Source organism: Hyalangium ruber (genome assembly GCF_034259325.1).
Taxonomy (GTDB): Bacteria; Myxococcota; Myxococcia; order Myxococcales; family Myxococcaceae; genus Hyalangium_A; species Hyalangium_A rubrum.
This window is the reverse complement of the sequence record NZ_JAXIVS010000006.1, coordinates 331,927-351,595: the sequence shown is the minus strand read 5'-3', so window position 1 is coordinate 351,595 and position 19,669 is coordinate 331,927. Positions and strand designations below refer to the sequence as shown.

Here is a 19,669-nt window from a genome sequence, read left to right as displayed (position 1 = left end):
CCATAAGCCGCGCCATGTTGCAGCCCGCCGATATCACGCCTCCCGAGGAGCGCCGCAAGCGACTCATCATCCTCGCGTGCCTGTGGTTGGCCATCGCGGCGGTGCTCATCACCTTCCGCTCGGTGGTGATGCCCTTCGCGGGCGCGGCCCTCATCGCCTACCTCGTGCAGCCATTGGTGGCCCGCATCACCCGCCTCCGCGTAGGCGGCAGGCAAATCCCCCGGTGGGTGGCCATCCTGCTCATCTACGCCCTGTTCTTCGTGGGCGTGTACCTGTTCTTCATCGCGCTGGTGCCGCAGCTCTACCGCGAGCTGGCGCGCATCAGCCGTGACGCGCTGGCCTTCGCCAACTCGCTCACCCCGGAGTACCTCCAGTCGGTCGCCCAGCGCGCCGAGGCGTGGCTGAGCGGCTACGGCATCCCCATCGCGCTGTCCAACCGGGCGGTGGAGGGCGCCGACCCTTCGGCGAGCGGGCCGCACTTCAGCTTCGCGGTGGACCTGGCGCAGATGCTCAAGGACTCCGCGGCCCGGCTGGCGGTGCTGGTGCGCGAGAACCTGGGCAACATCGTCACCATCTCCCGCACCATCATCGGCGGCGTGGTCGCCGGCGTCTTCATGGTGTTCTTCATCCTGATGGTGGGCGCGTTCTTCTCCATCGACGCGCAGGGCATCCGCAGCTACTTCGGCACCCTCATCCCGCCCGAGTACGCCGCTGACGCGCGCGTGCTGGTGGATCGCATCGACCGCTCGCTGTCGGGTGTCGTCCGCGGCCAGGTGACCATCTGCCTGGTGAACGGGGTGCTCACGGGCATCGGCCTGCTGGTGTTCGGGGTGAAGTTCGCCTTCCTGCTGGCCACCATCGCCACGCTGCTGAGCCTCATCCCCATCTTTGGCAGCATCCTCAGCTCGGTGCCCATCGTCGTCATCGCGCTGGCGGACGGGTTCCAGAAGGCGTTTGCCATCCTGGTGTGGATCATCGGCATCCACGCGCTGGAGGCCTACTTCCTCAACCCGAAGATCATGGGCTCGGCGGCGCGCATCCACCCGGTCATCGTGGCCTTCAGCCTGATTGCCGGGGAGCGCCTCTTCGGGCTGGTGGGCGCGCTGTTCGCGGTGCCCATCGCCGCCGTCTTCGTGGCGTGCTTCGACTACGCGCGCCTCAAGGCCCAGCCGGCGCCGGTCATCGCTCCGCCGAACCCCTGAGACGTTCTACTGGCAGGCCGCGGCGCAGCGCGAGTCGCGGCACACGGCGATGCAGCGCCCGCAGTCGATGCTGTTGGGCGTGCAGGTCCCGTCACAGCGCACGTTGACACAGCTGGGCGCCTCGGAGACATGCGTGGGGTTGGTGGCCTCGCCGCAGCACCCGTTGGGGGCGCAGTCGCTGTCGCGGTAGCAGATCGCGTCGGAGAGCCCGATGGGGATCTCTCCGAGCTCTGGATCGATGGGCTCGCACCCCACTCCGAATCCCAAAACCACCCCCAAGGCGAGGGTGGCCAGTCGTCCGAAGCGGGTGCGGCGCATACAGGGCTCCTTGCTAGCGGTTCATCGACCCGAGGAACTCGGGGTTGGAAGCGGTGGGGCGCATGTGCTTGAGCACGAACTCCATCGCGTCGATCGGCGTGAAGGGGTGCAGCACCTGGCGCAGCGCGGTGATGCGGATGAGGTCCGACTGGCCCAGCAGCAGCTCTTCCTTGCGCGTGCCCGACTTGTTGATGTCGAGGCACGGGAAGATGCGCTTCTCGAAGAGCTTGCGGTCCAGGACGATTTCCGAGTTACCGGTGCCCTTGAACTCCTCGAAAATCACTTCGTCCATGCGGCTGCCGGTGTCGATGAGCGCGGTGCCGATGATGGTGAGGCTGCCACCCTCCTCGATGTTGCGCGCGGCGCCGAAGAAGCGCTTGGGCTTGTGCAGCGCGTTGGCGTCCACACCACCGGAGAGAATCTTGCCGGAGGCCGGCACCACCGTGTTGTAGGCGCGCGCCAGACGGGTGATGGAGTCCAGGAGGATGCAGACGTCGTACTTCTGCTCGACCAGGCGCTTGGCCTTGTCGATGACCATCTCCGCCACCTGAACGTGGCGCGTGGCCGGCTCGTCGAAGGTGGAGGACACCACCTCGCCGCGCACGCTGCGCTCCATGTCCGTCACCTCTTCCGGGCGCTCATCCACCAGCAGCACCATGAGGTAGACATCCGGGTGGTTCTTGGCAATGGCGTGGGCGATGTTCTGCAGCAGCACCGTCTTACCGGCCTTGGGAGGCGCCACGATGAGGCAGCGCTGGCCCATGCCGATGGGGCAGAACATGTCGATGATGCGGGTCGTCATCTCCGACCCCTCGTGCTCCAGCTTCAGCTTGCGCGTGGGGTAGAGCGGCGTGAGGTTGTCGAAGAGGATGCGCTCGCGCGCCGCCTCGGACAGCGGATCCACGAAGTTGACCCGGTCCACCTTCTGCAGCGCGAAGAAGCGCTCGCCCTCGCGGGGCTGGCGGATGGGGCCCGTCACCGTATCGCCGGGGCGCAGGTTGAAGCGGCGCACCTGCGAGGGGGACACGTAGATGTCGTCCGGGCTGGGCTGGTAGTCGCTGTCGGAGCTGCGCAGGAAGCCGAAGCCGTCGCTGAGCAGTTCCAGCACCCCTTCCGCGTGGACCTCGAAGCGCTTGTCGGCGATGCCCGACAGCAGCGCGAAGATGAGGTCCTGCTTCTTCAGACCCTGGTAGCCCTCGATGTTGAAGTCGTGGGCCATCTTCGACAGCTCGGTGATCTTCATCCGCTTCAGGTCATTGAGCTTGATGACCTGCATCGGGGCGCCATCGCGCGTCACCTCGGTGATGGAGGGCGTCTCGGCGGGCTCGGGAGCGGCGGGAGCGGCGGGGGGCTCGGCGGCGGCGACGGCGCGGGCCTCCTGGAACTCCTCGTCGCGCACGGGGCGCGGCATGGGCGTGAGCACGGGGCGAGGCGGCTCGGCGGCCTGCTCACCGGCGTCAGCGGCCTCGGCCTCGCCCTCGTCCGCGCGGCGGGTGCGGCGACGAGCGGGCTTCTCGGGCTCCTCCCGCTCGGGGGCGGCCTTGGCGGTGGTGGTGCGGCGGCGCTTGGGGCGCTCTTCGGCCTCGACCTCGATGTCCGGGGCCTTCTCTTTGGTTGAACGGGCTTTGCGCATGATGGGGGTGATTGCGTTGCTGGGGCGCCCGTGGACCGAGCGCGCGTCTGTTGTCGGGAGATTTCGCGGGGTGCCGGAGAGCACCGCCCAGGCGACACACTGGCCGACCCGCCCAAGTCCCCTCACGGGACCGTGGCAGAGCCGAAGGGGTGGTTGGGAAGAAAGGGCACCAGGGGAACCCTGACGCCTTGAACCGCCGGGCAGGTTATTGACGACCCCCAGGGCTGTCAAGGCATCGCTGCCTTGCCTGCCCACTGAAACTGTCGCCCGGCAGGCCCTTCTCAAGAGGTAGGAACCGCGCCGGCCACCCGTTCCTTCCCGACAACGGGCCCATTTCCCGAATCCGCTCCCCTTCCGCCGATGGGTCGAAGTTGGAGGACTACTTCATGGGTAGGGCGTCTCCGTGATAGAGAAGTCGCCACCACGGAGCCGGGTGTGCAGATGGCAGCGACTCTTCTCTCCAACCTCCAGCGTCCTGCCTCTCAGCGCCCCCGGGCGCTCGCCTCGCGTTTCACCTCGCTACGCCCGGCTTGCGGAGAGTCGGGGAAGGTCGCCATCCTCGCGTCCGATCGGACCGGGGACATCCCCTTCCCCTCCCCCGGCGAGGCTCCATCCGTGGATTTGAAGACCGCCGAGAAACGCGCCCGCGAGCTCCGTCAGGAGCTGGCTCACCACAACTATCGCTACTACGTCCTCGACTCGCCGGAGGTGAGCGACGCGCAGTACGACCGGCTGATGCGCGAGCTGCAGGAGCTCGAGGCGAAGCACCCCCAGCTGGCCACTCCCGACTCGCCCACCCAGCGCGTGGGCGGCGAGGCCGCCGAGAAGTTCGAGAAGGTCGTCCACCGGGCGCCCATGCTCTCGCTGGCCAACGTCTTCAATGACGAGGAGTTCTCCGACTTCGACGAGCGCATCCGCAAGCTGGCTGGCGTCTCCGAGGTCACCTACGTCTGCGAGCCCAAGCTCGACGGCCTGGCCATCACCCTGCGCTACGAGCAGGGCAAGTTCCTCCAGGGCGCCACGCGTGGCGATGGCACCACGGGCGAGGACGTGACGGGCAACCTGCGCACCGTGCGCAGCCTGCCGCTGGAGCTCTTGCCCCAGGACGGCGTGAAGGTGCCTCCCGTGCTCGAGGTGCGCGGCGAGGTCTTCATCCGCAAGGAGGACTTCAAGAAGCTCAATGAGAAGCGCGAGGAGGAGGGCGAGCCGCTCTTCGCCAACCCGCGCAACGCGGCGGCCGGCAGCCTGCGCCAGCTCGATCCGAAGATGACCGCGAGCCGCCCGCTCTCCATCTACCTCTACGAGTACGTGGCCACCGAGGGCCTGCCCGCCTTCAAGACGCACACCGAGAAGCTCGAGTACCTCAAGAAGCTCGGGCTGCCCGTCAACCGCCACGAGCATGCCAAGGGCCTGGACGGCGTACGCAAGCAGTACGAGGCCTCGCAGAAGGGCCGCCACGCCCTGCCCTTCGAAGTCGACGGCATGGTGGTGAAGGTGGACGACGAGGACCTGCGCCTGCGGCTCGGTCAGGTCTCCAAGAGCCCCCGCTGGGCGGTGGCCTACAAGTTCCCGCCCGAGGAGGAGTCCACCCGGGTGGATGCCATCGAGGTGCAGGTGGGCCGCACGGGCGCCCTGACTCCCGTGGCCCACCTCAAGCCGGTGAAGGTCGGCGGCGTCACCGTGTCGCGCGCCACCCTGCACAACGAGGACGAGCTGCGCCGCAAGGACGTGCGCCAGGGCGACACCGTCTTCGTCCGCCGCGCGGGCGACGTCATCCCGGAAATCGTCTCGGTGGTGCTCTCCAAGCGCCCGGCGGACTCCAAGCCCTACGAATTCCCCAAGAACTGCCCGGTGTGCGGCGCCCAGACGGCCAAGGACGAGGAGGGCGCCATCATCCGCTGCACCAGCGCCTCGTGTCCCGCGCAGCTCGTGGAGAAGATCCGCCACTTCGCCTCGCGCACCGCCATGGACGTCGACGGGGTGGGCGACAAGCTGGCCTCGGCGCTGGTCTCCAGCGGGCTGGTGAAGACGTTCGCGGACCTGTACGCGCTCGACAAGACGAAGCTCATGAGCCTGGAGCGCATGGGCGAGAAGAGCGCCGAGAACCTGCTGGCCGCCATCGAGCGCTCCAAGCAGACCACGCAGCGCCGCTTCCTCTACGCGCTGGGCATCCGGCACGTGGGCGAAGCGACGGCCAAGGCCCTGGCCGAGGCCTTCCCGGACGTGCGGCAGCTCTACACGGCCGACCAGGACTCCGTCACCCGCGTCAAGGACGTGGGCCCCACCATGGCCCAGGTCATCTACGCCTTCTTCCAGGAGCCGCAGAACCGCGCCGCCATCGACGCGCTGCTCTCCGCCGGCGTCACCCCCGCCCCTCCCCAGGTGGCCACGGGCGGCCCCTTCGCGGGCAAGACGGTGGTGCTCACCGGCGGCATGTCCGGCATGAGCCGCGAGCAGGCCAAGGAGGAAATCGAACGGCGGGGCGGCAAGGTGGCGGGAAGTGTCTCGCGCAAGACCGATTTCGTGGTGGCGGGCGAGGACGCAGGTAGCAAGCTGAAGAAGGCTCAGGAACTCGGGGTAAGGATCCTCGACGAGCAGGCCTTCCTGTCACTGCTCAAGGGCGAGGCCCGGAGCTGAGAGTCGAGGAGGCGGGCACAATGGGCATCCAGCGCGTGAGCCTGCGGATACGGGGCAAGGTGCAGGGCGTCTTCTTCCGGGAGAGCACCCGCGTCGAGGCCGCCCGACTGGGCCTCACCGGCTGGGTGCGCAACCGCGACGACGGCTCCGTGGAGGCCGTGGCCGAGGGCGAGCCCGCCGCGCTCGAGGACTTCATCCGCTGGTGCCACCGGGGCCCCGTTTCCGCGCGCGTGACGGACGTCGAGCGCGCGGACAGCGAGCCCACCGGAGAGTTCCGCACCTTCACCGTGGAGCGCACGTCATGACGCCGTACACGATGGCCTCCCTGCCCGCGATGCTCGGCATCCGGGCCGGTCACAAGGTCTCCGTCATCAACCCCCCGCGCGGCTTCGTCCAGCGCCTCAACCCGCTGCCCGAGGGCGTGGAGTTCCTCATCACCGCCCAGTCCGGGTTGGACGTCATCCTCTTCTTCACCTCGGATGCGCACGAGCTCGTCCAGCGCCTGCCTGCCCTCTCGCGCGCCATGGCGCTCACCGGCGGCATCTGGGTGTGCTGGCCCAGCGGCGAGGGCATCAAGAGCTCGCTGTCCGAGGACTTCATCCGCCAGGCCGCGCTCGACATCGGCATGGTGGACAACAAGATCTGCCTCATCGACCCGACGTGGACCGGGCTGCGGCTGGTGCGCCGGCCGCGCGGCCGCCTGGACAAGCCCGAGTCGCGCAAGCAAGCCCCTACCGCCCAGGCCTGAAACCAGGAAAGCGGGGGGCAATCTCTGACGTTGGGACAACATTCGCTACTTCTCGCCTTTACATGCCCGTTAAAGGCGTGAAAAACTCCATGTGTTTCTGGGCAGTTGTATGACGCCCCGCGTTGGTGGGTCGTCATGTCCAGGTGACTTTTTGAGACGGGTTGCGTTCCCAGGCTCCCCTGGGCGTGCCGGTTGCACCGAGTCTCCTTTCACCCCCCCAAGGCGCCCGCGGATGGGCTCCGACCGGGTGTGGAATGAAGGAGCGGGCGGCCCGCGCGAGTGGGGGAACCTTGAACGCTGTCGGTTAAAGGCCTCGCCCGGCACGGTGCCGGTGGTCGCGAGGCGTCATGAACTCGGAGGAGCAGGCGGTGCCCTCAACCCCCACCCGCGAGACGCGAGCCAGAGTCTGGTCCGCCCATGCGGGAGGGTCCTGGGTCCCCTCTCCCCTCGCAGCGCGCGTGGAAGCGCGAGGCCTCGTCGCCTCCCGTCCGGTGGGGCACGCCCGTCCGCGCGCGCGTCCAGGATTCGCCCATGGGCAGCATCCTTGTCATCAACTCCGCGGGTCGAGAGACCCGAGTCGCCCTCGTCGAGGGTGGGCACATCGCGGAGTTCTATCTCGAGCGTAAGAAGGACAAAGGCGTCGTCGGTAACATCTACAAGGGCCGCGTCGTCCGGGTGCTCCCGGGCATGCAGGCGGCCTTCGTGGACATCGGGCTCGAAAAGGCCGCTTTCCTTTATGTCAGCGACGTCGTCTACGACCCGGACTTCGCGCGCGCCCAGTTCGAGCTGACCGAGGGCGAGCACGAGGACTTCCCGGACGTCCCCTCCGAAACGGAGGCCGAGGCCGCCGAGGCCGCGGCGGGTGACGGTCCGGTCGCCGCCGCCGAAGTCGAGCTGGAAGTGCAGGAGCTGGCCCCCGGTGAGCTGGCTCCTCCCCAAGGTGAGCCCGCCGCCGCGCCCTCCCAGGAGCCCGCCGCCGTGGCGGCCCCCGCGAGCACGGAGCCCGCCGTGGCCACCGAGTCGCCGAGTGTCGTCGCCGCTCCGGCCGTGGAGAGCCCGGTGGTTGACGCGGCTCCGGCGGCGGAGGCCGTGACGCCTCCCCCGCCTCCGGCCGCCGCGTTCGAGCCCACCACGGAGTCGGCTCCCGTGGCCACGGCTTCCGAGGCCGCTCCCCCCGCTTCGACCGAGGCTTCGGCTGTCGCTCCCGAGGCGGCTGTCTCGACGGAGACCGCCGAGCCCACGCCCGACCTCACCGCTCAGCCCGAGCCCCCGCCGCACGCCGCCACCGCGCTGGGCGAGATCATCCCTGCCCCGTCGGCCGAGGCCTCCGCCGCGACGCCGCGTCCCGAGGTCACCACCGGTGAGCGCCGCGCCCCGCGCGAGGGCCGCGAGGCGCGTGAGGCCCGCCAGAAGGAGCGCGAGAAGGAGCGGGAGCAGCGCGACAAGGACAAGGCCCGGCGCCAGCGCGATGAGCAGCAGCGCCGCGACAAGGAGGAGAAGTCCAAGGTCCGCAAGAGCTCGCGCATCGAGGACTTGCTCAAGGTGGGCCAGGAGGTGGTGGTCCAGATCTCCAAGGATCCCATCGGCACCAAGGGCGCCCGCCTCACCTCGCACATCTCCATCCCCGGCCGTCACCTGGTGTTCATGCCCACGGTGGACCACGTGGGCATCAGCCGCCGCATCTCCAACGAGAAGGAGCGCAAGCGGCTGCGTGAAATCGTCGACCGGCTGCGCCCACCCGGAACGGGCTTCATCGTCCGCACCGTGGCGGAGAACGTCCCGCAGGAGAAGCTCGAGACCGACATCCGCTTCCTCATCGAGGTGTGGAACCAGGTGGTGCGCCGCAATGAGAAGCGCGGCGGCCCGGGCCTGCTGCACCCGGACCTGGACCTCATCCTGCGCGCCACGCGCGACTTGTTCGCCCACGACGTGGAGAAGCTCGTCGTCGACGACCGCGAGGAGTACGAGCGCATCCAGGCCTTCGTCATCGCCCAGGACCCGGCGCTCAAGGACCGGGTGGTGCTGCACGAGAGCGACGAGCCCGTCTTCGACGCCTACGGGATTGAGCAGGAGATGCACCGCGCCACCCAGCGCAAGGTGTGGCTCAAGAGCGGCGGCTACCTGATCATCGACCAGGCCGAGGCGCTCACCGCCATCGACGTCAACTCGGGCCGCTACGTCGGCAAGAAGAGCCTCGAGGAGACGATCACCAAGATCAACGTCGAGGCGGCCAAGGAGATCGTCTACCAGCTGCGGCTGCGCAACATCGGCGGCATCATCATCTGCGACTTCATCGACATGGAGAAGGCGCAGAACCGGGACAAGGTCTTCAAGTCGCTGCAGGAGGCGCTGGGCCGCGACAAGGCGAAGACGAACGTGCTGCGCATCTCCGAGCTGGGCCTGGTGGAGATGACGCGCAAGCGCGTGCGCGAGTCCATCGGCCGCGTGCTGCACGAGGACTGCCCGTACTGCGACGGCAAGGGCTTCGTGAAGACCGCCACCACGGTCTGCTACGAGATCTTCCGGGAGATCCGCCGCGAGGCGCCGGGCTACAAGGACTCCACGCTGGTCATCAACTGCAGCGCGGAGGTGGCGCGGCTGCTCCAGGGCGAGGAGCGCCAGGAGCTTCGTCACCTGATGGACCGCTACAACAAGTCCATCCAGGTCAAGGCGCAGCAGAACTACCACCGCGAGCAGTACGACATCTACGGCCGCTCCGGCCTGGGCCCCGAGCACAAGGTGGCCTCGTCTCCTGGCTCCGGTGACGGCGAGCTGTCGATGCAGCGGCGGCCCGAGAGCGGCGGAGGCCAGGGCGATCGCTACCGTCAGGATCAGGGCCGCCGGGGTGGCAGGGACCGCGACCGGGGTGGTGACCGTGACCGGGGCGGCGACCGTGACCGGGGTGGTGACCGTGACCGGGGCGGCGGCGACCGCGACCGGGGCGGCGAGCGTGACCGGGGCGGCGACCGCGAGCGCGGTGAGCGCGGTGAGCGCGGTGAACGGGCTGAGCGCGGCGAGCGTGGGGAACGCGGCGAGCGTGACCGGGGCGGTGACCGTGACCGGCGCGAGGGCCGTCGCCCGGACCGCGACCAGAACCGGGGTGACCGCAACCGGGGTGGCGAGCGCCGGGATGACCGCCGTGGCGAGGAGCGCCGGGGTGAGCAGTCCCAGCGTCCGCCCCAGCAGCCCACGGGCGGCACCGAGCCTTCCTCCTCCGGCGGTGGCACTCCGCCCCCGCCTCCCGCCTCTTCGAACGGCGGGAACGGAACGCCCTCCGGGGGCGACGCTTCCTGAGCGTGTCCTCTCGTAAGGAGCGCCGCCTGTCGGCTGTCATGCACGGCAGGCGGCTCTCCAAGTAAGCCCCGTAGGGGGAGACTGGTCGAAGGGGCGCGGCTTTGACTAGCCTTGCGTCCGCCTCCAATGCCCGTACTGCTCCCCTTGCGGAACCTGCACACCAAGCTGGTCGGCTGGGCCCAGAAGTCCTGGGAGCCCGTGGCGAAGACCTCCGTGGGCCGCTTCGCGACGGACGTCTACCTGGCCGGGCGCGCCGTGGTCCGCGACTTCCAGGGCGAGAACATCAGCCTCCGGGCTGAGTCCCTCACCTACATCAGCGTCTTCTCGCTGGTGCCCCTGGTCACCGTGGGCCTGGTGCTGCTGCGCACCCTGCACCAGGAGGGCTTCGAGCGGCGGATGCGCACCGCCATCCACATGGCGCTCGCGCCGGGCATCCGCGAGGAGTCCTCCGCGTTCCTCGAGGGCTTCCTGAACCCGGCCAACTCCATGGCCCTGGGCAGCGTGGGCTTCCTGGCGCTGCTGTTCTCGGCCAGCTCGCTGCTGCGCAACATCGACGGCACCGTCAACGAGGTCTGGGGCATCCGGCGCCAGCGGCCCATCCTCATCCGGGCGGCCATCTACCTGGGACTCTTGGTGCTGGGGCCGATCTTCCTGGCTGCCTCCTTCTCGGGCACGGGCGCGGTGCGGGCGCTCATCGTCAACGCGGGCTACTCCATCGCCCCGCAGATCGTCATGGTCACCATGGGCACGCTCGCGGTGACGGGCCTGACGCTCCTCTATTACTGGACGCCGTACGCCAAGGTGGCCGTCCGCTCGGCGCTGGCCGGGGGACTGATGGCGGGCCTGGGGTGGGTGCTGGCCAAGGAGCTCTACGAGGGGTTCGCCGAGCAGATCTTCCGCTACGACAAGCTCTGGGGCTCCCTGAGCGCCATCCCGCTGTTCCTGGCGTGGATCTACATGAGCTGGCTGCTGGTGCTCTGTGGAGCGCGGCTGTCCTACGCGGTGGAGCACGCCGCCTTCCGGGACTCGCTGTGGGCGTTCGGCAACCATCCCCGTGCCCTGGAGCTGGTGGCCGCCCGGGTCGCCCTGGAGGCCACCCTGGCCTGGGTGGATGGGCAGCCTGCCCCCCTGCCCCGACAGCTGGCTACCCGCCTGCGTGTGCCCGAGTCCTTCGTCCATGACGCCATCGAGCGGATGGTGAGCGCGAAGTTGCTGGAGCGTGTACGCAAAGGGGGCATCCGGCCGGCCAGGGACCCGGCGGAGATGACCCTGGCGGACCTGGTCCTCGCCCTCCACGGGGTGATGATTACCGGAGGGCCGGAGACCTGGTCGGGCCCCCGGGCTCCGGGCTTCGAGCAGGTGGAGACTTTCTTCCAGGCCGCCGACTGCGCCACCGCGGACGTGCTGCGGCGCACCCGGTGGAGCGATCTGGTGGCGCCCCTTCGCCCCGCCCCGGCGGCCCAGGAGTCCCCCTCCCCCGCCTCCACGGCGGCCGGTGGCTGAAATCCGTAAGATTTCCAAGAGGTTCGCCGTCCAGGCGTCTTGCAAGAGCTGGGTGTTCTGTTATGTTTTCGAGATTCGATCACGGGCCACAGCGCCCTCCTTCTGAGGGGTCACGCGGTTTGCGGGAGCGTCCGATGCTCAAGTCCGACCTGATCAACATCCTCGTCTCCAAGCGAGGCGTGACTCAGAAGCAGGCCGAAGCCACCATCGAGACGATCTTCGAATCGATGAAGGAGGCTCTCTGCCGCGGCGAGAACATTGAAATCCGCGGGCTTGGCGCCTTCCACGTCAAGAACTACCAAGGATATCAAGGCCGTAACCCGAAGACGGGCCAGGTCATCCCGGTGAAGCCCAAGCGGGGCCTGCTGTTCCGCACCGGCAAGGAGCTGCGCGACCGGGTCAACCGCCCGGCCCCACAGTCCGCCCCGTCCGACATGACGGACCCCGCCAAGGGCAACACGGGAACTGGAAACCTCTGATTTTCCTCATGCGGTGACCGGCACGGGCGCCAGGCGTCCCAGGGGCCGGATCTGCAGATCCACGTCCAGTTCGCCGTAGGTCAGCACCGCCACCTCGGGGAAAGCTCCCTCGATGAGCCTGCGGAGCGTCCTGCGCACATCCGGCGCCGTCAGGAGTACCGCCTTGCCCTCCGTGGCGATGCGCCGGACCCCTTCGAGGATCTCCGCGACGCGCTCCGGGTCGGGCGCGGGCCCCCGAGGCCCCGTGCCCCGAAGGCTCTCCTCCACTTCGGGATCCACGAGGTAGGCGAAGAGCGGCCCCGAGGGGGCGAACCGGTGGCTCAGGTAGCGGTGCAGGGCTTGCCGGCAGCGCTCCGCGAGCGCCGTCGCATCCCCCTCGGTGGTGGGAGAGACGAGCGCCTCCAGGATGGCGCGCATGTTCCGGATGCTCACTCGCTCCTGGAGGAGCTTGCGCAGCACCTCGGCGAGCAGCGGCAGCGGGACTTTCTGGAGCGCCTCCTTCACCAGCATGGGCGCCTGTGCCTCCAGCCCCTCCAGGAGCCCTTGTACTTCCTGGACTCCCAGCAGACTCGCGGCGCGGGCGCGCAGGATGCTTTGGAAGTGGTGGATGATCAGCTCGGACGGCCGCTTCATGGGGACCTGAGCCATTTCCAGCCGCGTGCGCCCGCTCTCGGCCAGCCGGCTGATGGGCTTGCCCGTGGCGGGGTCCGTCGCCGGTTCGAGCGGAACGTCGAGGAACGACAACTCGTCCGGTGGGGAGAGCGCGTAGAGGGTCCCTGGCACCACCTGGCCGGTTCCCGCGGGGACTTCATCCACGAGGATGGCGTAGCCCCCGGCGGGCAGGTACGCCGCGTGGGTTCGCACCCGGATCCCCGGCACTCGAACCCCCAACTCGTAGAAGACCTCGTCGCGAAGCTGGTTGAGCTGCTGGTGGACGAAGGCACCGCCTTGCTCCTGCGCCAGCGGCGTCAGATCCGGGGCGAGGTCCAAGGTGAGTGGCGAGACACCTACCGGTGCCGCCGCGCTTGCCGGCGCCGCGCCTGCATCCGAGCCCTCGGCAGAGGACTGAGCTTCTTTCTCGACCCGAGCCTCCTTCTCAGCCACTGCCTTCTTCAAGTGAGTGAGCACATGAGCCAGCCCTCCGAGCAGCGCTCCCAGGCCCAGGAAGGTCAGAAACGGCATCCCCGGCATCAGGGAGAGCGCCCCGCACAGTCCCGCGACGACCCAGAGCGCCCGTGACTGCCCGAAGAACTGGGAACCGATCTCCGAGCCGAGCGAGTCCTCCTCCTTCTCCGATGCCACCCGTGTGACGACGAGGCCCGCCGCCACGGCGATGCACAGCGAGGGGATCTGCGAGACCAGCCCGTCACCAATGGCGATGAGGGCGAAGGTCGCTGCGGCCTCAGACAGGCTCATGCCCTGCTGCAGGACGCCGATGGCGGTTCCTCCCAGCAGGTTCACAGCCACGATGACGAGCCCTGCGATGACATCCCCCTTCACGAACTTCATCGCACCATCCATCGCGCCGAACATCTGGGACTCACGCTCCAGGTTGCGCCGTCGCTGGCGGGCCTGTGCCTGATCAATGGCTCCAGCGCGCAGGTCCGCATCGATGGACATCTGCTTGCCCGGCATCGCGTCCAGGGTGAAGCGCGCGGAGACCTCCGCGACGCGCTCGGCGCCCTTGGCCACCACGAGGAACTGGACGAGCGTGAGGATGGCGAACAACACGGCTCCGACCACGTAGTCCCCTCGCACGACAAACTCCCCGAACGCCTGGATGACCTCACCCGCATGCCCCTCGGCCAGCGCGAGCCGCGTCGAGGACACATTGAGCGCGAGCCGGAAGAGCGTGGTGAAGAGCAGCAGCGTCGGGAAGGCCGTCACCTTGAGCGCATCCTGGGCGTAGAGCGCAGCGACCAGCAGCGCCACCGCCGCCGCCAGGTTGATCGCGAGCCCCAGGTCCAGGACCGCCGGTGGCAGGGGAATGATCAGGGCGCCCAGCACCGCGGCCATGGCCACCGCGAGCACCACGTCCGACGACTTGCGCGCCTTCAAGAGAATCTGAACGAGCTGCTTCATGGCATCCGACTCCGTGGACTCCTGTCCGTATCGCGAGACTCCATCGCCACCCTCAGCACGACGGCCGCGGCCTGGTAGAGCTCCTCGGGGATCTGCTCCCCGACGTCGTAGTGGATGAGGCTGCGCGCCAGCGGAACGTCCCGAACCACCGGGATTGCACGGCGTTGGGCCTCCTGCCGGAGCATGAGTGCGTCCGCCTCGCGCCCCTTCGCGACGAGGTAGGGCGCATCACACTCCTGGGTGTCGTAACGGAGCGCGATCGCGATATGCGTGGGGTTGACGACCACGGCGGTGGCCTTTTGCACCCCGCGTGCCGGACCGCCCTGCGCGAACTGGCGGTGCAGAGCCTTGCGCTGCGCCTTGTGGTGCGGATCGCCCTCGCTCTCCTTGTACTCCCGCTTCACCTCCTCGCGGGTCATCATCAAGTCCTTGGTGTGCCGGACCCGCGCCAACGCGTAGTCCCCCACGCCCAGGACCAGCAGCACGCAGCCGATGCGGGTAGCCAAGGGCGCAAGGCGCCCTACCAGGTGGCTCAGGCCTGCGGTTCCCTCGAGCCACACCGCTCGCAGTGCGTCCGGCCCTGCCTCCTCCACCTCGTTCCACACCATGGCGGCGACCACTGCCGCCACCACCAGGGCCTTCGCCGTCTCCACCAGCGAGCGCACGCTGAAGAGGCGCTTGAAGCCCGCTGCGGGGTTGATGCGCTCCAGTTTGGGCGTCAGGTGCTCCGTGTTCAGCTCGAAGCCCACCATGGCCACGGACACGGTGAGGGCGGCCACCAACGCTCCCCCCAGCGCGGGACCCGACAGGAGCGCCATCAAACACAGTCCCTCCTCCCAGGCGCCGGTGGCCTCCGCCCCCAGGAACAACCGGGCGGTCCAGTCCTTCAGTCGCTCGAAGCCTTCGGGTGCAAAGGCGGTGAAGCCGAGCAGCCCTCCCAGCGTTACGGCGCTGGAGGACAGCAGGCGACTGCGCGGAATCTGTCCCTTGTGGCGCGCCTCACGCAGGCGCTTCGCCGTGGGTTTCTCCGTCTTCTCGCTCATCGCGCGGCCTCCCCCAGCAGCAGCAGCGTCCCCTCCAAGTCCATCACGCCCGCGAGCAGCCGCTCGCAGAGCACTCCAATGCCGAGCCACAGAATGGCGCCCCCGCCCAGGATTCGCAGTGGAGCTCCCAGTTCCTGGAGGTTCATCTGAGGTGCCGCGCGAGACGCCATTCCCATGAGGCAGTCCACGGCCAGCGCCGCTGCGGCGATGGGGGCTCCCACCGCCAGTCCCGTGGCCATCGCTCCTCCCGCCAGCCGCACGACGAAGAGCGCCGCGGATTCCGAGGGAACGAAGGCACCCAGCCCTACCACTCCGAACCCACGCAGCAACCCGGAGACCACAGCCGGAAACAGCCCTCCCGTCACCACCAGCATGACGAGCAGTTGGTACAGGCCATCCCCTGTCGCTGACTCCCGGCTGCCCGCCACCGGAAGACTCGCCTCGGCGGAGGTGCCCCGGAAAAGGTCGATGAAACGCCCTCCCATCCGCGCCGCGTCGAACGGTAGGGCCGCGACGAGCCCCACGGAGGTTCCATAAACCAGCTCCTTGAGAACGAGCGCTCCCAGCACCAGCGGCGACTCCACGGGCGTCGAGAGCCCAACGCCCGCCACCAGGCGCAGGAACAGCGACAGGCTCAGCACCAGGGAGAGCTTGACGGTGGTCGGCGCGGCTTGCCCGCCCAAGAGCGGGCACAGGAAGGCAACCGGCACCAGGCGCGCGGCACACAGCGCGACCGCCACGATATCCGGCCCCAGCAGCTCGAGCTGCTCACCCAGGAGGCTCCAGCTCACGCGGACACCTCGGCGATGATCGTGAGCAACTGGTGCGTGAAGCGGGTGAGCTGCCCGGCGATCCACGGCCCGGTGAGCACCAGCGCCAGCACCGCGGCGCACAGCTTGGGCACTACCGTGAGCGTGCTCTCCTGAAGCTGGGTGGTCGCCTGGAACAGGCTCATGAGGAAACCCACCACCAGGCTCGCCCCGATGGGCGGCAGGGAGGCGAAGACCATCAGGAGCAACGCCTCGCGACCGAGCGCGAGCAGGACGTCCTGGGTCATGGCATCACCGGTACCCGAGGATGAGCCCGCGCGCGAGCAGCGACCAGCCATCCACGGCCACGAAGAGGAGGATCTTGAAGGGCAGGCTCACCTGACTCGGCGACAGCGTCTGCATGCCCAGGGCGAGCAGGACGTTGGCGATGACCATGTCCAGCACCAGGAACGGGAGGAAGATGAGGAAGCCAATCTGGAAGGCCTCCTTCAGCTCGGTGAGGACGAAGGCCGGGATGACCACGAAGAGGTCCATCTCCTGGACCTGCTCCGCCTCCTCGGGCGGCCGCAGTTCCCGCGCGAGGTCGACGAAGCGGGCCCGCTCCTCGGGGCTGCCGTGCTTGACCAGGAAGGCTCGCAACGGCTCCGTCGCACGGTTCGCCGCGGAGAGCATCTGCGCACCCGACTCCACTTCCTGGTACGCGATGCGTCCCGCGTCGTACATGCGCTCCATCACCGGCGCCATGATGTGCCCCGAGAGCACCGCCGCCAGCCCCGTCAGCACGAGGGTTGGCGGGGCCTGCTGCGTCCCCATCGCCGAGCGCGCCAGCGAGAGCACCACGGCGATCTTCGAGAAGCTCGTCAGCATCAGCACCGCGAACGGCAACAGGGACATCACCGCGAGCATCGACATCATCGACAGCGGGCTGCCCGCATAGGACGCCTGCGAGAGCGTCTGCTCACCCGCGAAGGCCCACGCCGGAACGAGCAACAGCGACACCAGAAGTCCTCGCGTCATGGCATGGCCCCCTTCCGGGGCATCGCGCTCCTACGCCGAAGAACCATCCGGCGTGCCAGACTCGGCGCACGGTTGGGCATCGGCGCCTCGCGGATCTCCGCGAACGAGTCTCCGAACGCCACGAGGAAGCTGCGACCGTCCGCCTCGACCAACGCGAGGCCACATCGCTGGGAGAGGGCTGCTCGGGAGATGACCCGCAAGCGCTCGGGCAAGGAGAAGCGCGGTCCCGTGGTGCTGCGCCGCCGCAGCCACCAGCCAAGCCCCGCGAGTGCGATGGCGCCCAGCAACCAACGGGCGACGCCGGAGGCCGAGAGCCCTCCCAGTGGAGCCAACGCCGCGAGACCGAGGATGAGTCCGCCAGCGAGCAGCAAGCGGTGCCGGGGAGAGAGAGATGAAAGCATGATGAATCTCCTGGCGCTTATGGCAGCAGCGCGATGATGCGGGCCCCCACCTCGCCCTCGATATCGACCAACTCGGCACGAGCCACCGCGCGATCCCCGATGCGCAACACCACCGGCTCGCTGGCGTTGATACGCAGCGGCAACAGGTGGCCCGGTCTCAGGGCCGCGAGTTCCGACAGCGGCAACATCAACCGCGTCAGCTCAATCTCCACATCCACGGGGAGCGAGGGCATGCCCTCACTCGGCTCCATTACGTTCGCCATGTTCGACTCCAGGGGAAGAGCGCGCTTGCGCGCACGGGTCAGGGTGAAACCTTCAGGGGTGAACTCACCCGTCAGCTCGAAGCCACGGGTCACCAGCCGCCCTTGTCCCAGAAGGTGCGCACCTCCATGGCGGGCCGCCTCGAAGACGATGACGTCGCCCACCGACAGCGCCTCCAGCGAAGCGGGTGGAAGCCGGGCGCTCCCGAGAAAACATCGGGCGCCCAGTGAAGCCGCGAGGAGCTCTGATGCGAGAGCCGCGCCCCGCTCCACGGGCAGGTCCTTACATGCGGACTCGAGGACCACCGCGGGAACCACCAGCCGCCCACTCGCCGCCACCTGCCCCACGGTCAGCGACAACTCCACGCCCAGGTGCGGCCGACGCCCGTCCAGCCGCGCCAGTGCCTCCACCCGGCTCATCGACACACCCGCGAGCCGAGGTCCCAACCGCCGGTGAAGCTCTGCCTGGGGCCGCAGCGACGCGAGCGCCGACAGGACCAGATAGGCGCAGGTCGCCTCCTCCAGGCGGGTCAGGCGCATCATGGGTCCGGGCCGCTGGCGACTCCCAGAGAGGCGTTCCAGCGCGGCAAAAAGCACCGGCAGGTCCAGTTCCAACACCGCCGTGCCCCCCGTCTCCGACAAGTCCAGGAGGATGAAGGCCGCCGTGTGCGAGAGCCCCTCCGCTGGAATGACGAGCGCATCGACCAACCGAGCCGCCGCGGTCATGGGAGTGCCCAGCTCACGCCCCAGGGCATCACAGACGACCTGGAGCGCCTGCTTTCCCCACTGTGAAACCTGGGGACGCTCGCCCAGCGTCACATGCGCCCGTGTGAGCCGGCGCGTACCGAGCCGGGTCAGTCGGGGCACCTTCGGAAGCTGAGACTTGGAAACACGGGGTTGGGTCTGCATGGAGGGCTCCTGAAAAAACTCAGCGCGTGACTTCGCGAATCAACCGCTCGGCCAGCGCGCACAGGGCGGGGGTTGCCGAAGCGTCGGCGGGCTGCACCGAGCGCGCTGGAAAGAGGGTGCGGAGGTAGGGCGGCAGCCTTCGGAAGATCTCCCGCCTCAACACCTCCGGAGACTCCGACATCACCTGCCGGATCTGCTCCGAGGGATCGCTCCGCATCCCGAACTCCACCGCCACCTTGGCCTGCCGCTCGGCCGAGGAGAGCGCCGCGAGGCGCGTCAGATGCTCCTTCGCCCGCTCGGCCTCGCGCTCTCCCAACCCCTCGAGCAACTCCGGCGCCCGCTCCCGACCGAACACCAGCGCCACCAGCGCATACCGGGCCAACGGCAACAACGCGGGCGGGGTCTTGGCCGGGGGAGCCTCGACCGCGGGGGCCTTCGGCAGCGGAGCAGGCGCGGCGCTCTTCTTCTGGACCGGCTGCCGAGTAATGCGCGTCGCTTCCTCGTCGCTCTTGCCCGCTCCGGCCCGCTTCCCCACTTTGGCCCGCTGAATGATGCGCGTGGCTTCCATGGCTCACGCCACCTTGCGCGCGGCATTCGCCACCACCGGCCGCGCGGGCACGGGTGGCGTAGCGGGCGGCGTTGTGGCCAGCGCCTGGTAGTGGCGCAGGCGCAGCGCGACGAACACCAAGGCCACCGCCAGCCCCGTCACCAGCACGCCCATCACCGCCAGCAGCACGCGCAGCCGCATCAACGGAGATTCCCGAGGCGCGGACACCTCCACCCGCGTGGTGGCCTCGTCCACCAACAGTGCCACCGCCTCCGGAGACAGTCCCTCCACGCCTCCCGCGATGAGCGAGCGGAGCGTCTCCTGCGACTGGCGGATTCGCGCCGCCTGTCCCGGCGCCGCGCGCAACATGGCCGAAGCCTTCGCTGGCGGCGCGGTCTGCCCCGGACGTGGAGGAGGGGGCACCATCAGATGTACCCGCGCGATGAGCACCCCCTCGACGCTCTGCAACGTCTTCTCGACGCCCCGCTCGAGCACCCGGACCCGGCAGAGCTGCTCCTCGACGGGCGAACGGATGAGCCCTCCCCCACCGAAGACGTCACACCCCGCCTCGGCCACGGGCCGGGGCAACCCCAGCTCCGCCAGGACTCGCACCGCGTCCGAGGACTGCTCCTCGGACACCTCGATGGCCCAGGTGGGCTTCTTGCCCGCCTCGGGAACCTTGCGCGCGTCCAGTCCTCGCTCGATGAGGACGGTCTGCAGTTCGTTCGCCTGGCGCTCGTCCAGGCCGTGCTGGATGCGCTCCCTGCATGCGGCGGTACACAGCAATACCCCGAGCAACAAGCAGCGTCGGAGAGAGGGTCTCATG

Annotated in this window: 18 protein-coding genes; 7 read left to right on the top strand and 11 right to left on the bottom strand. The window is 68.9% G+C overall.

The annotated features are described in order from the left end of the window. The first annotated feature begins 14 nt into the window (after window positions 1-14). A complete protein-coding gene (locus tag SYV04_RS19560; RefSeq protein WP_321547349.1) occupies window positions 15-1,202 on the top strand; it encodes an AI-2E family transporter in 1,188 nt (395 codons plus the stop codon). A gap of 6 nt (window positions 1,203-1,208) precedes the next feature. Here the strand turns inward: SYV04_RS19560 and SYV04_RS19555 are convergent, their stop codons facing one another. Further along, window positions 1,209-1,520: a hypothetical protein gene (locus SYV04_RS19555; protein WP_321547348.1), complete on the bottom strand. Its 312-nt coding sequence runs from the start codon at window positions 1,518-1,520 to the stop codon at window positions 1,209-1,211. Between the two features lie 13 nt (window positions 1,521-1,533). Next, window positions 1,534-3,153: a transcription termination factor Rho gene (gene rho / locus SYV04_RS19550; protein ID WP_321547347.1), complete on the bottom strand. Its 1,620-nt coding sequence runs from the start codon at window positions 3,151-3,153 to the stop codon at window positions 1,534-1,536. A 621-nt stretch (window positions 3,154-3,774) separates the two neighbouring features. On the opposite strand from rho, the gene ligA reads away from it, so the two are divergent. The 6 genes from ligA (at window position 3,775) to SYV04_RS19520 (ending at window position 11,814) form a co-directional block, all read left to right on the top strand. Continuing rightward, complete coding sequence (ligA, locus tag SYV04_RS19545; RefSeq protein WP_321547545.1) at window positions 3,775-5,790, top strand: NAD-dependent DNA ligase LigA; 2,016 nt, start codon at window positions 3,775-3,777, stop codon at window positions 5,788-5,790. A 20-nt stretch (window positions 5,791-5,810) separates the two neighbouring features. Next, window positions 5,811-6,095: an acylphosphatase gene (locus SYV04_RS19540; protein ID WP_321547346.1), complete on the top strand. Its 285-nt coding sequence runs from the start codon at window positions 5,811-5,813 to the stop codon at window positions 6,093-6,095. Continuing rightward, window positions 6,092-6,538: a DUF3052 family protein gene (locus SYV04_RS19535; RefSeq protein ID WP_321547345.1), complete on the top strand. Its 447-nt coding sequence runs from the start codon at window positions 6,092-6,094 to the stop codon at window positions 6,536-6,538. Before SYV04_RS19540 ends, SYV04_RS19535 begins: the two co-directional genes overlap by 4 nt. Window positions 6,539-7,069: 531 nt before the next feature. After that, complete coding sequence (locus SYV04_RS19530; RefSeq protein WP_321547344.1) at window positions 7,070-9,832, top strand: Rne/Rng family ribonuclease; 2,763 nt, start codon at window positions 7,070-7,072, stop codon at window positions 9,830-9,832. Between the two features lie 126 nt (window positions 9,833-9,958). Next, window positions 9,959-11,335, top strand: a complete 1,377-nt coding sequence (locus SYV04_RS19525; protein WP_321547343.1) for a YhjD/YihY/BrkB family envelope integrity protein — start codon at window positions 9,959-9,961, stop codon at window positions 11,333-11,335. Window positions 11,336-11,469: 134 nt separating this feature from the next. Next, window positions 11,470-11,814, top strand: coding sequence for an HU family DNA-binding protein (locus tag SYV04_RS19520; RefSeq protein ID WP_321547342.1), 345 nt, complete (start codon window positions 11,470-11,472; stop codon window positions 11,812-11,814). Between the two features lie 6 nt (window positions 11,815-11,820). Here the strand turns inward: SYV04_RS19520 and SYV04_RS19515 are convergent, their stop codons facing one another. From SYV04_RS19515 to SYV04_RS19475, 9 genes are read right to left on the bottom strand one after another with little or no spacing between them, the layout of a single operon-like run. Further along, the gene (locus SYV04_RS19515) at window positions 11,821-13,896 is read right to left on the bottom strand and encodes a flagellar biosynthesis protein FlhA (protein WP_321547341.1); all 2,076 of its coding nucleotides are present in this window, start codon (window positions 13,894-13,896) and stop codon (window positions 11,821-11,823) included. After that, window positions 13,893-14,939 carry an EscU/YscU/HrcU family type III secretion system export apparatus switch protein gene (locus SYV04_RS19510; RefSeq protein WP_321547340.1) on the bottom strand — a complete coding sequence of 349 codons (1,047 nt, stop codon included), beginning with the start codon at window positions 14,937-14,939 and terminating at the stop codon, window positions 13,893-13,895. The genes SYV04_RS19515 and SYV04_RS19510 overlap by 4 nt, the downstream gene beginning before the upstream one ends. Then, window positions 14,936-15,730: an EscT/YscT/HrcT family type III secretion system export apparatus protein gene (locus SYV04_RS19505; protein ID WP_321547339.1), complete on the bottom strand. Its 795-nt coding sequence runs from the start codon at window positions 15,728-15,730 to the stop codon at window positions 14,936-14,938. The genes SYV04_RS19510 and SYV04_RS19505 overlap by 4 nt, the downstream gene beginning before the upstream one ends. Beyond that, complete coding sequence (locus SYV04_RS19500) at window positions 15,727-15,996, bottom strand: flagellar biosynthetic protein FliQ (RefSeq protein WP_321547338.1); 270 nt, start codon at window positions 15,994-15,996, stop codon at window positions 15,727-15,729. The genes SYV04_RS19505 and SYV04_RS19500 overlap by 4 nt, the downstream gene beginning before the upstream one ends. 4 nt (window positions 15,997-16,000) lie before the next feature. Further along, complete coding sequence (gene sctR / locus SYV04_RS19495; RefSeq protein WP_321547337.1) at window positions 16,001-16,726, bottom strand: type III secretion system export apparatus subunit SctR; 726 nt, start codon at window positions 16,724-16,726, stop codon at window positions 16,001-16,003. Further along, window positions 16,723-17,127 carry a flagellar biosynthetic protein FliO gene (locus SYV04_RS19490; protein ID WP_321547336.1) on the bottom strand — a complete coding sequence of 135 codons (405 nt, stop codon included), beginning with the start codon at window positions 17,125-17,127 and terminating at the stop codon, window positions 16,723-16,725. The genes sctR and SYV04_RS19490 overlap by 4 nt, the downstream gene beginning before the upstream one ends. Window positions 17,128-17,144: 17 nt before the next feature. Further along, window positions 17,145-18,296, bottom strand: a complete 1,152-nt coding sequence (gene sctQ, locus SYV04_RS19485; protein WP_321547335.1) for a type III secretion system cytoplasmic ring protein SctQ — start codon at window positions 18,294-18,296, stop codon at window positions 17,145-17,147. A 19-nt stretch (window positions 18,297-18,315) separates the two neighbouring features. Next, the gene (locus SYV04_RS19480; protein ID WP_321547334.1) at window positions 18,316-18,864 is read right to left on the bottom strand and encodes a hypothetical protein; all 549 of its coding nucleotides are present in this window, start codon (window positions 18,862-18,864) and stop codon (window positions 18,316-18,318) included. A 3-nt stretch (window positions 18,865-18,867) separates the two neighbouring features. Continuing rightward, window positions 18,868-19,668: a flagellar M-ring protein FliF gene (locus SYV04_RS19475; protein WP_321547333.1), complete on the bottom strand. Its 801-nt coding sequence runs from the start codon at window positions 19,666-19,668 to the stop codon at window positions 18,868-18,870. Window position 19,669: the final 1 nt, after the last annotated feature.

Excerpts from the sequence above, each read along its gene's own strand:
- SYV04_RS19560 (WP_321547349.1), top strand. The coding sequence starts at position 15 with ATGTTGCAGCCCGCCGATATCACGCCTCCCGAGGAGCGCCGCAAGCGA.
- SYV04_RS19555 (WP_321547348.1), bottom strand. The coding sequence starts at position 1,520 with ATGCGCCGCACCCGCTTCGGACGACTGGCCACCCTCGCCTTGGGGGTG.
- rho (WP_321547347.1), bottom strand. The coding sequence starts at position 3,153 with ATGCGCAAAGCCCGTTCAACCAAAGAGAAGGCCCCGGACATCGAGGTC.
- SYV04_RS19540 (WP_321547346.1), top strand. The coding sequence starts at position 5,811 with ATGGGCATCCAGCGCGTGAGCCTGCGGATACGGGGCAAGGTGCAGGGC.
- SYV04_RS19535 (WP_321547345.1), top strand. The coding sequence starts at position 6,092 with ATGACGCCGTACACGATGGCCTCCCTGCCCGCGATGCTCGGCATCCGG.
- SYV04_RS19530 (WP_321547344.1), top strand. The coding sequence starts at position 7,070 with ATGGGCAGCATCCTTGTCATCAACTCCGCGGGTCGAGAGACCCGAGTC.
- SYV04_RS19525 (WP_321547343.1), top strand. The coding sequence starts at position 9,959 with ATGCCCGTACTGCTCCCCTTGCGGAACCTGCACACCAAGCTGGTCGGC.
- SYV04_RS19520 (WP_321547342.1), top strand. The coding sequence starts at position 11,470 with ATGCTCAAGTCCGACCTGATCAACATCCTCGTCTCCAAGCGAGGCGTG.
- SYV04_RS19515 (WP_321547341.1), bottom strand. The coding sequence starts at position 13,896 with ATGAAGCAGCTCGTTCAGATTCTCTTGAAGGCGCGCAAGTCGTCGGAC.
- SYV04_RS19510 (WP_321547340.1), bottom strand. The coding sequence starts at position 14,939 with ATGAGCGAGAAGACGGAGAAACCCACGGCGAAGCGCCTGCGTGAGGCG.
- SYV04_RS19500 (WP_321547338.1), bottom strand. The coding sequence starts at position 15,996 with ATGACCCAGGACGTCCTGCTCGCGCTCGGTCGCGAGGCGTTGCTCCTG.
- sctR (WP_321547337.1), bottom strand. The coding sequence starts at position 16,726 with ATGACGCGAGGACTTCTGGTGTCGCTGTTGCTCGTTCCGGCGTGGGCC.
- SYV04_RS19490 (WP_321547336.1), bottom strand. The coding sequence starts at position 17,127 with ATGCTTTCATCTCTCTCTCCCCGGCACCGCTTGCTGCTCGCTGGCGGA.
- sctQ (WP_321547335.1), bottom strand. The coding sequence starts at position 18,296 with ATGCAGACCCAACCCCGTGTTTCCAAGTCTCAGCTTCCGAAGGTGCCC.
- SYV04_RS19480 (WP_321547334.1), bottom strand. The coding sequence starts at position 18,864 with ATGGAAGCCACGCGCATCATTCAGCGGGCCAAAGTGGGGAAGCGGGCC.
- SYV04_RS19475 (WP_321547333.1), bottom strand. The coding sequence starts at position 19,668 with ATGAGACCCTCTCTCCGACGCTGCTTGTTGCTCGGGGTATTGCTGTGT.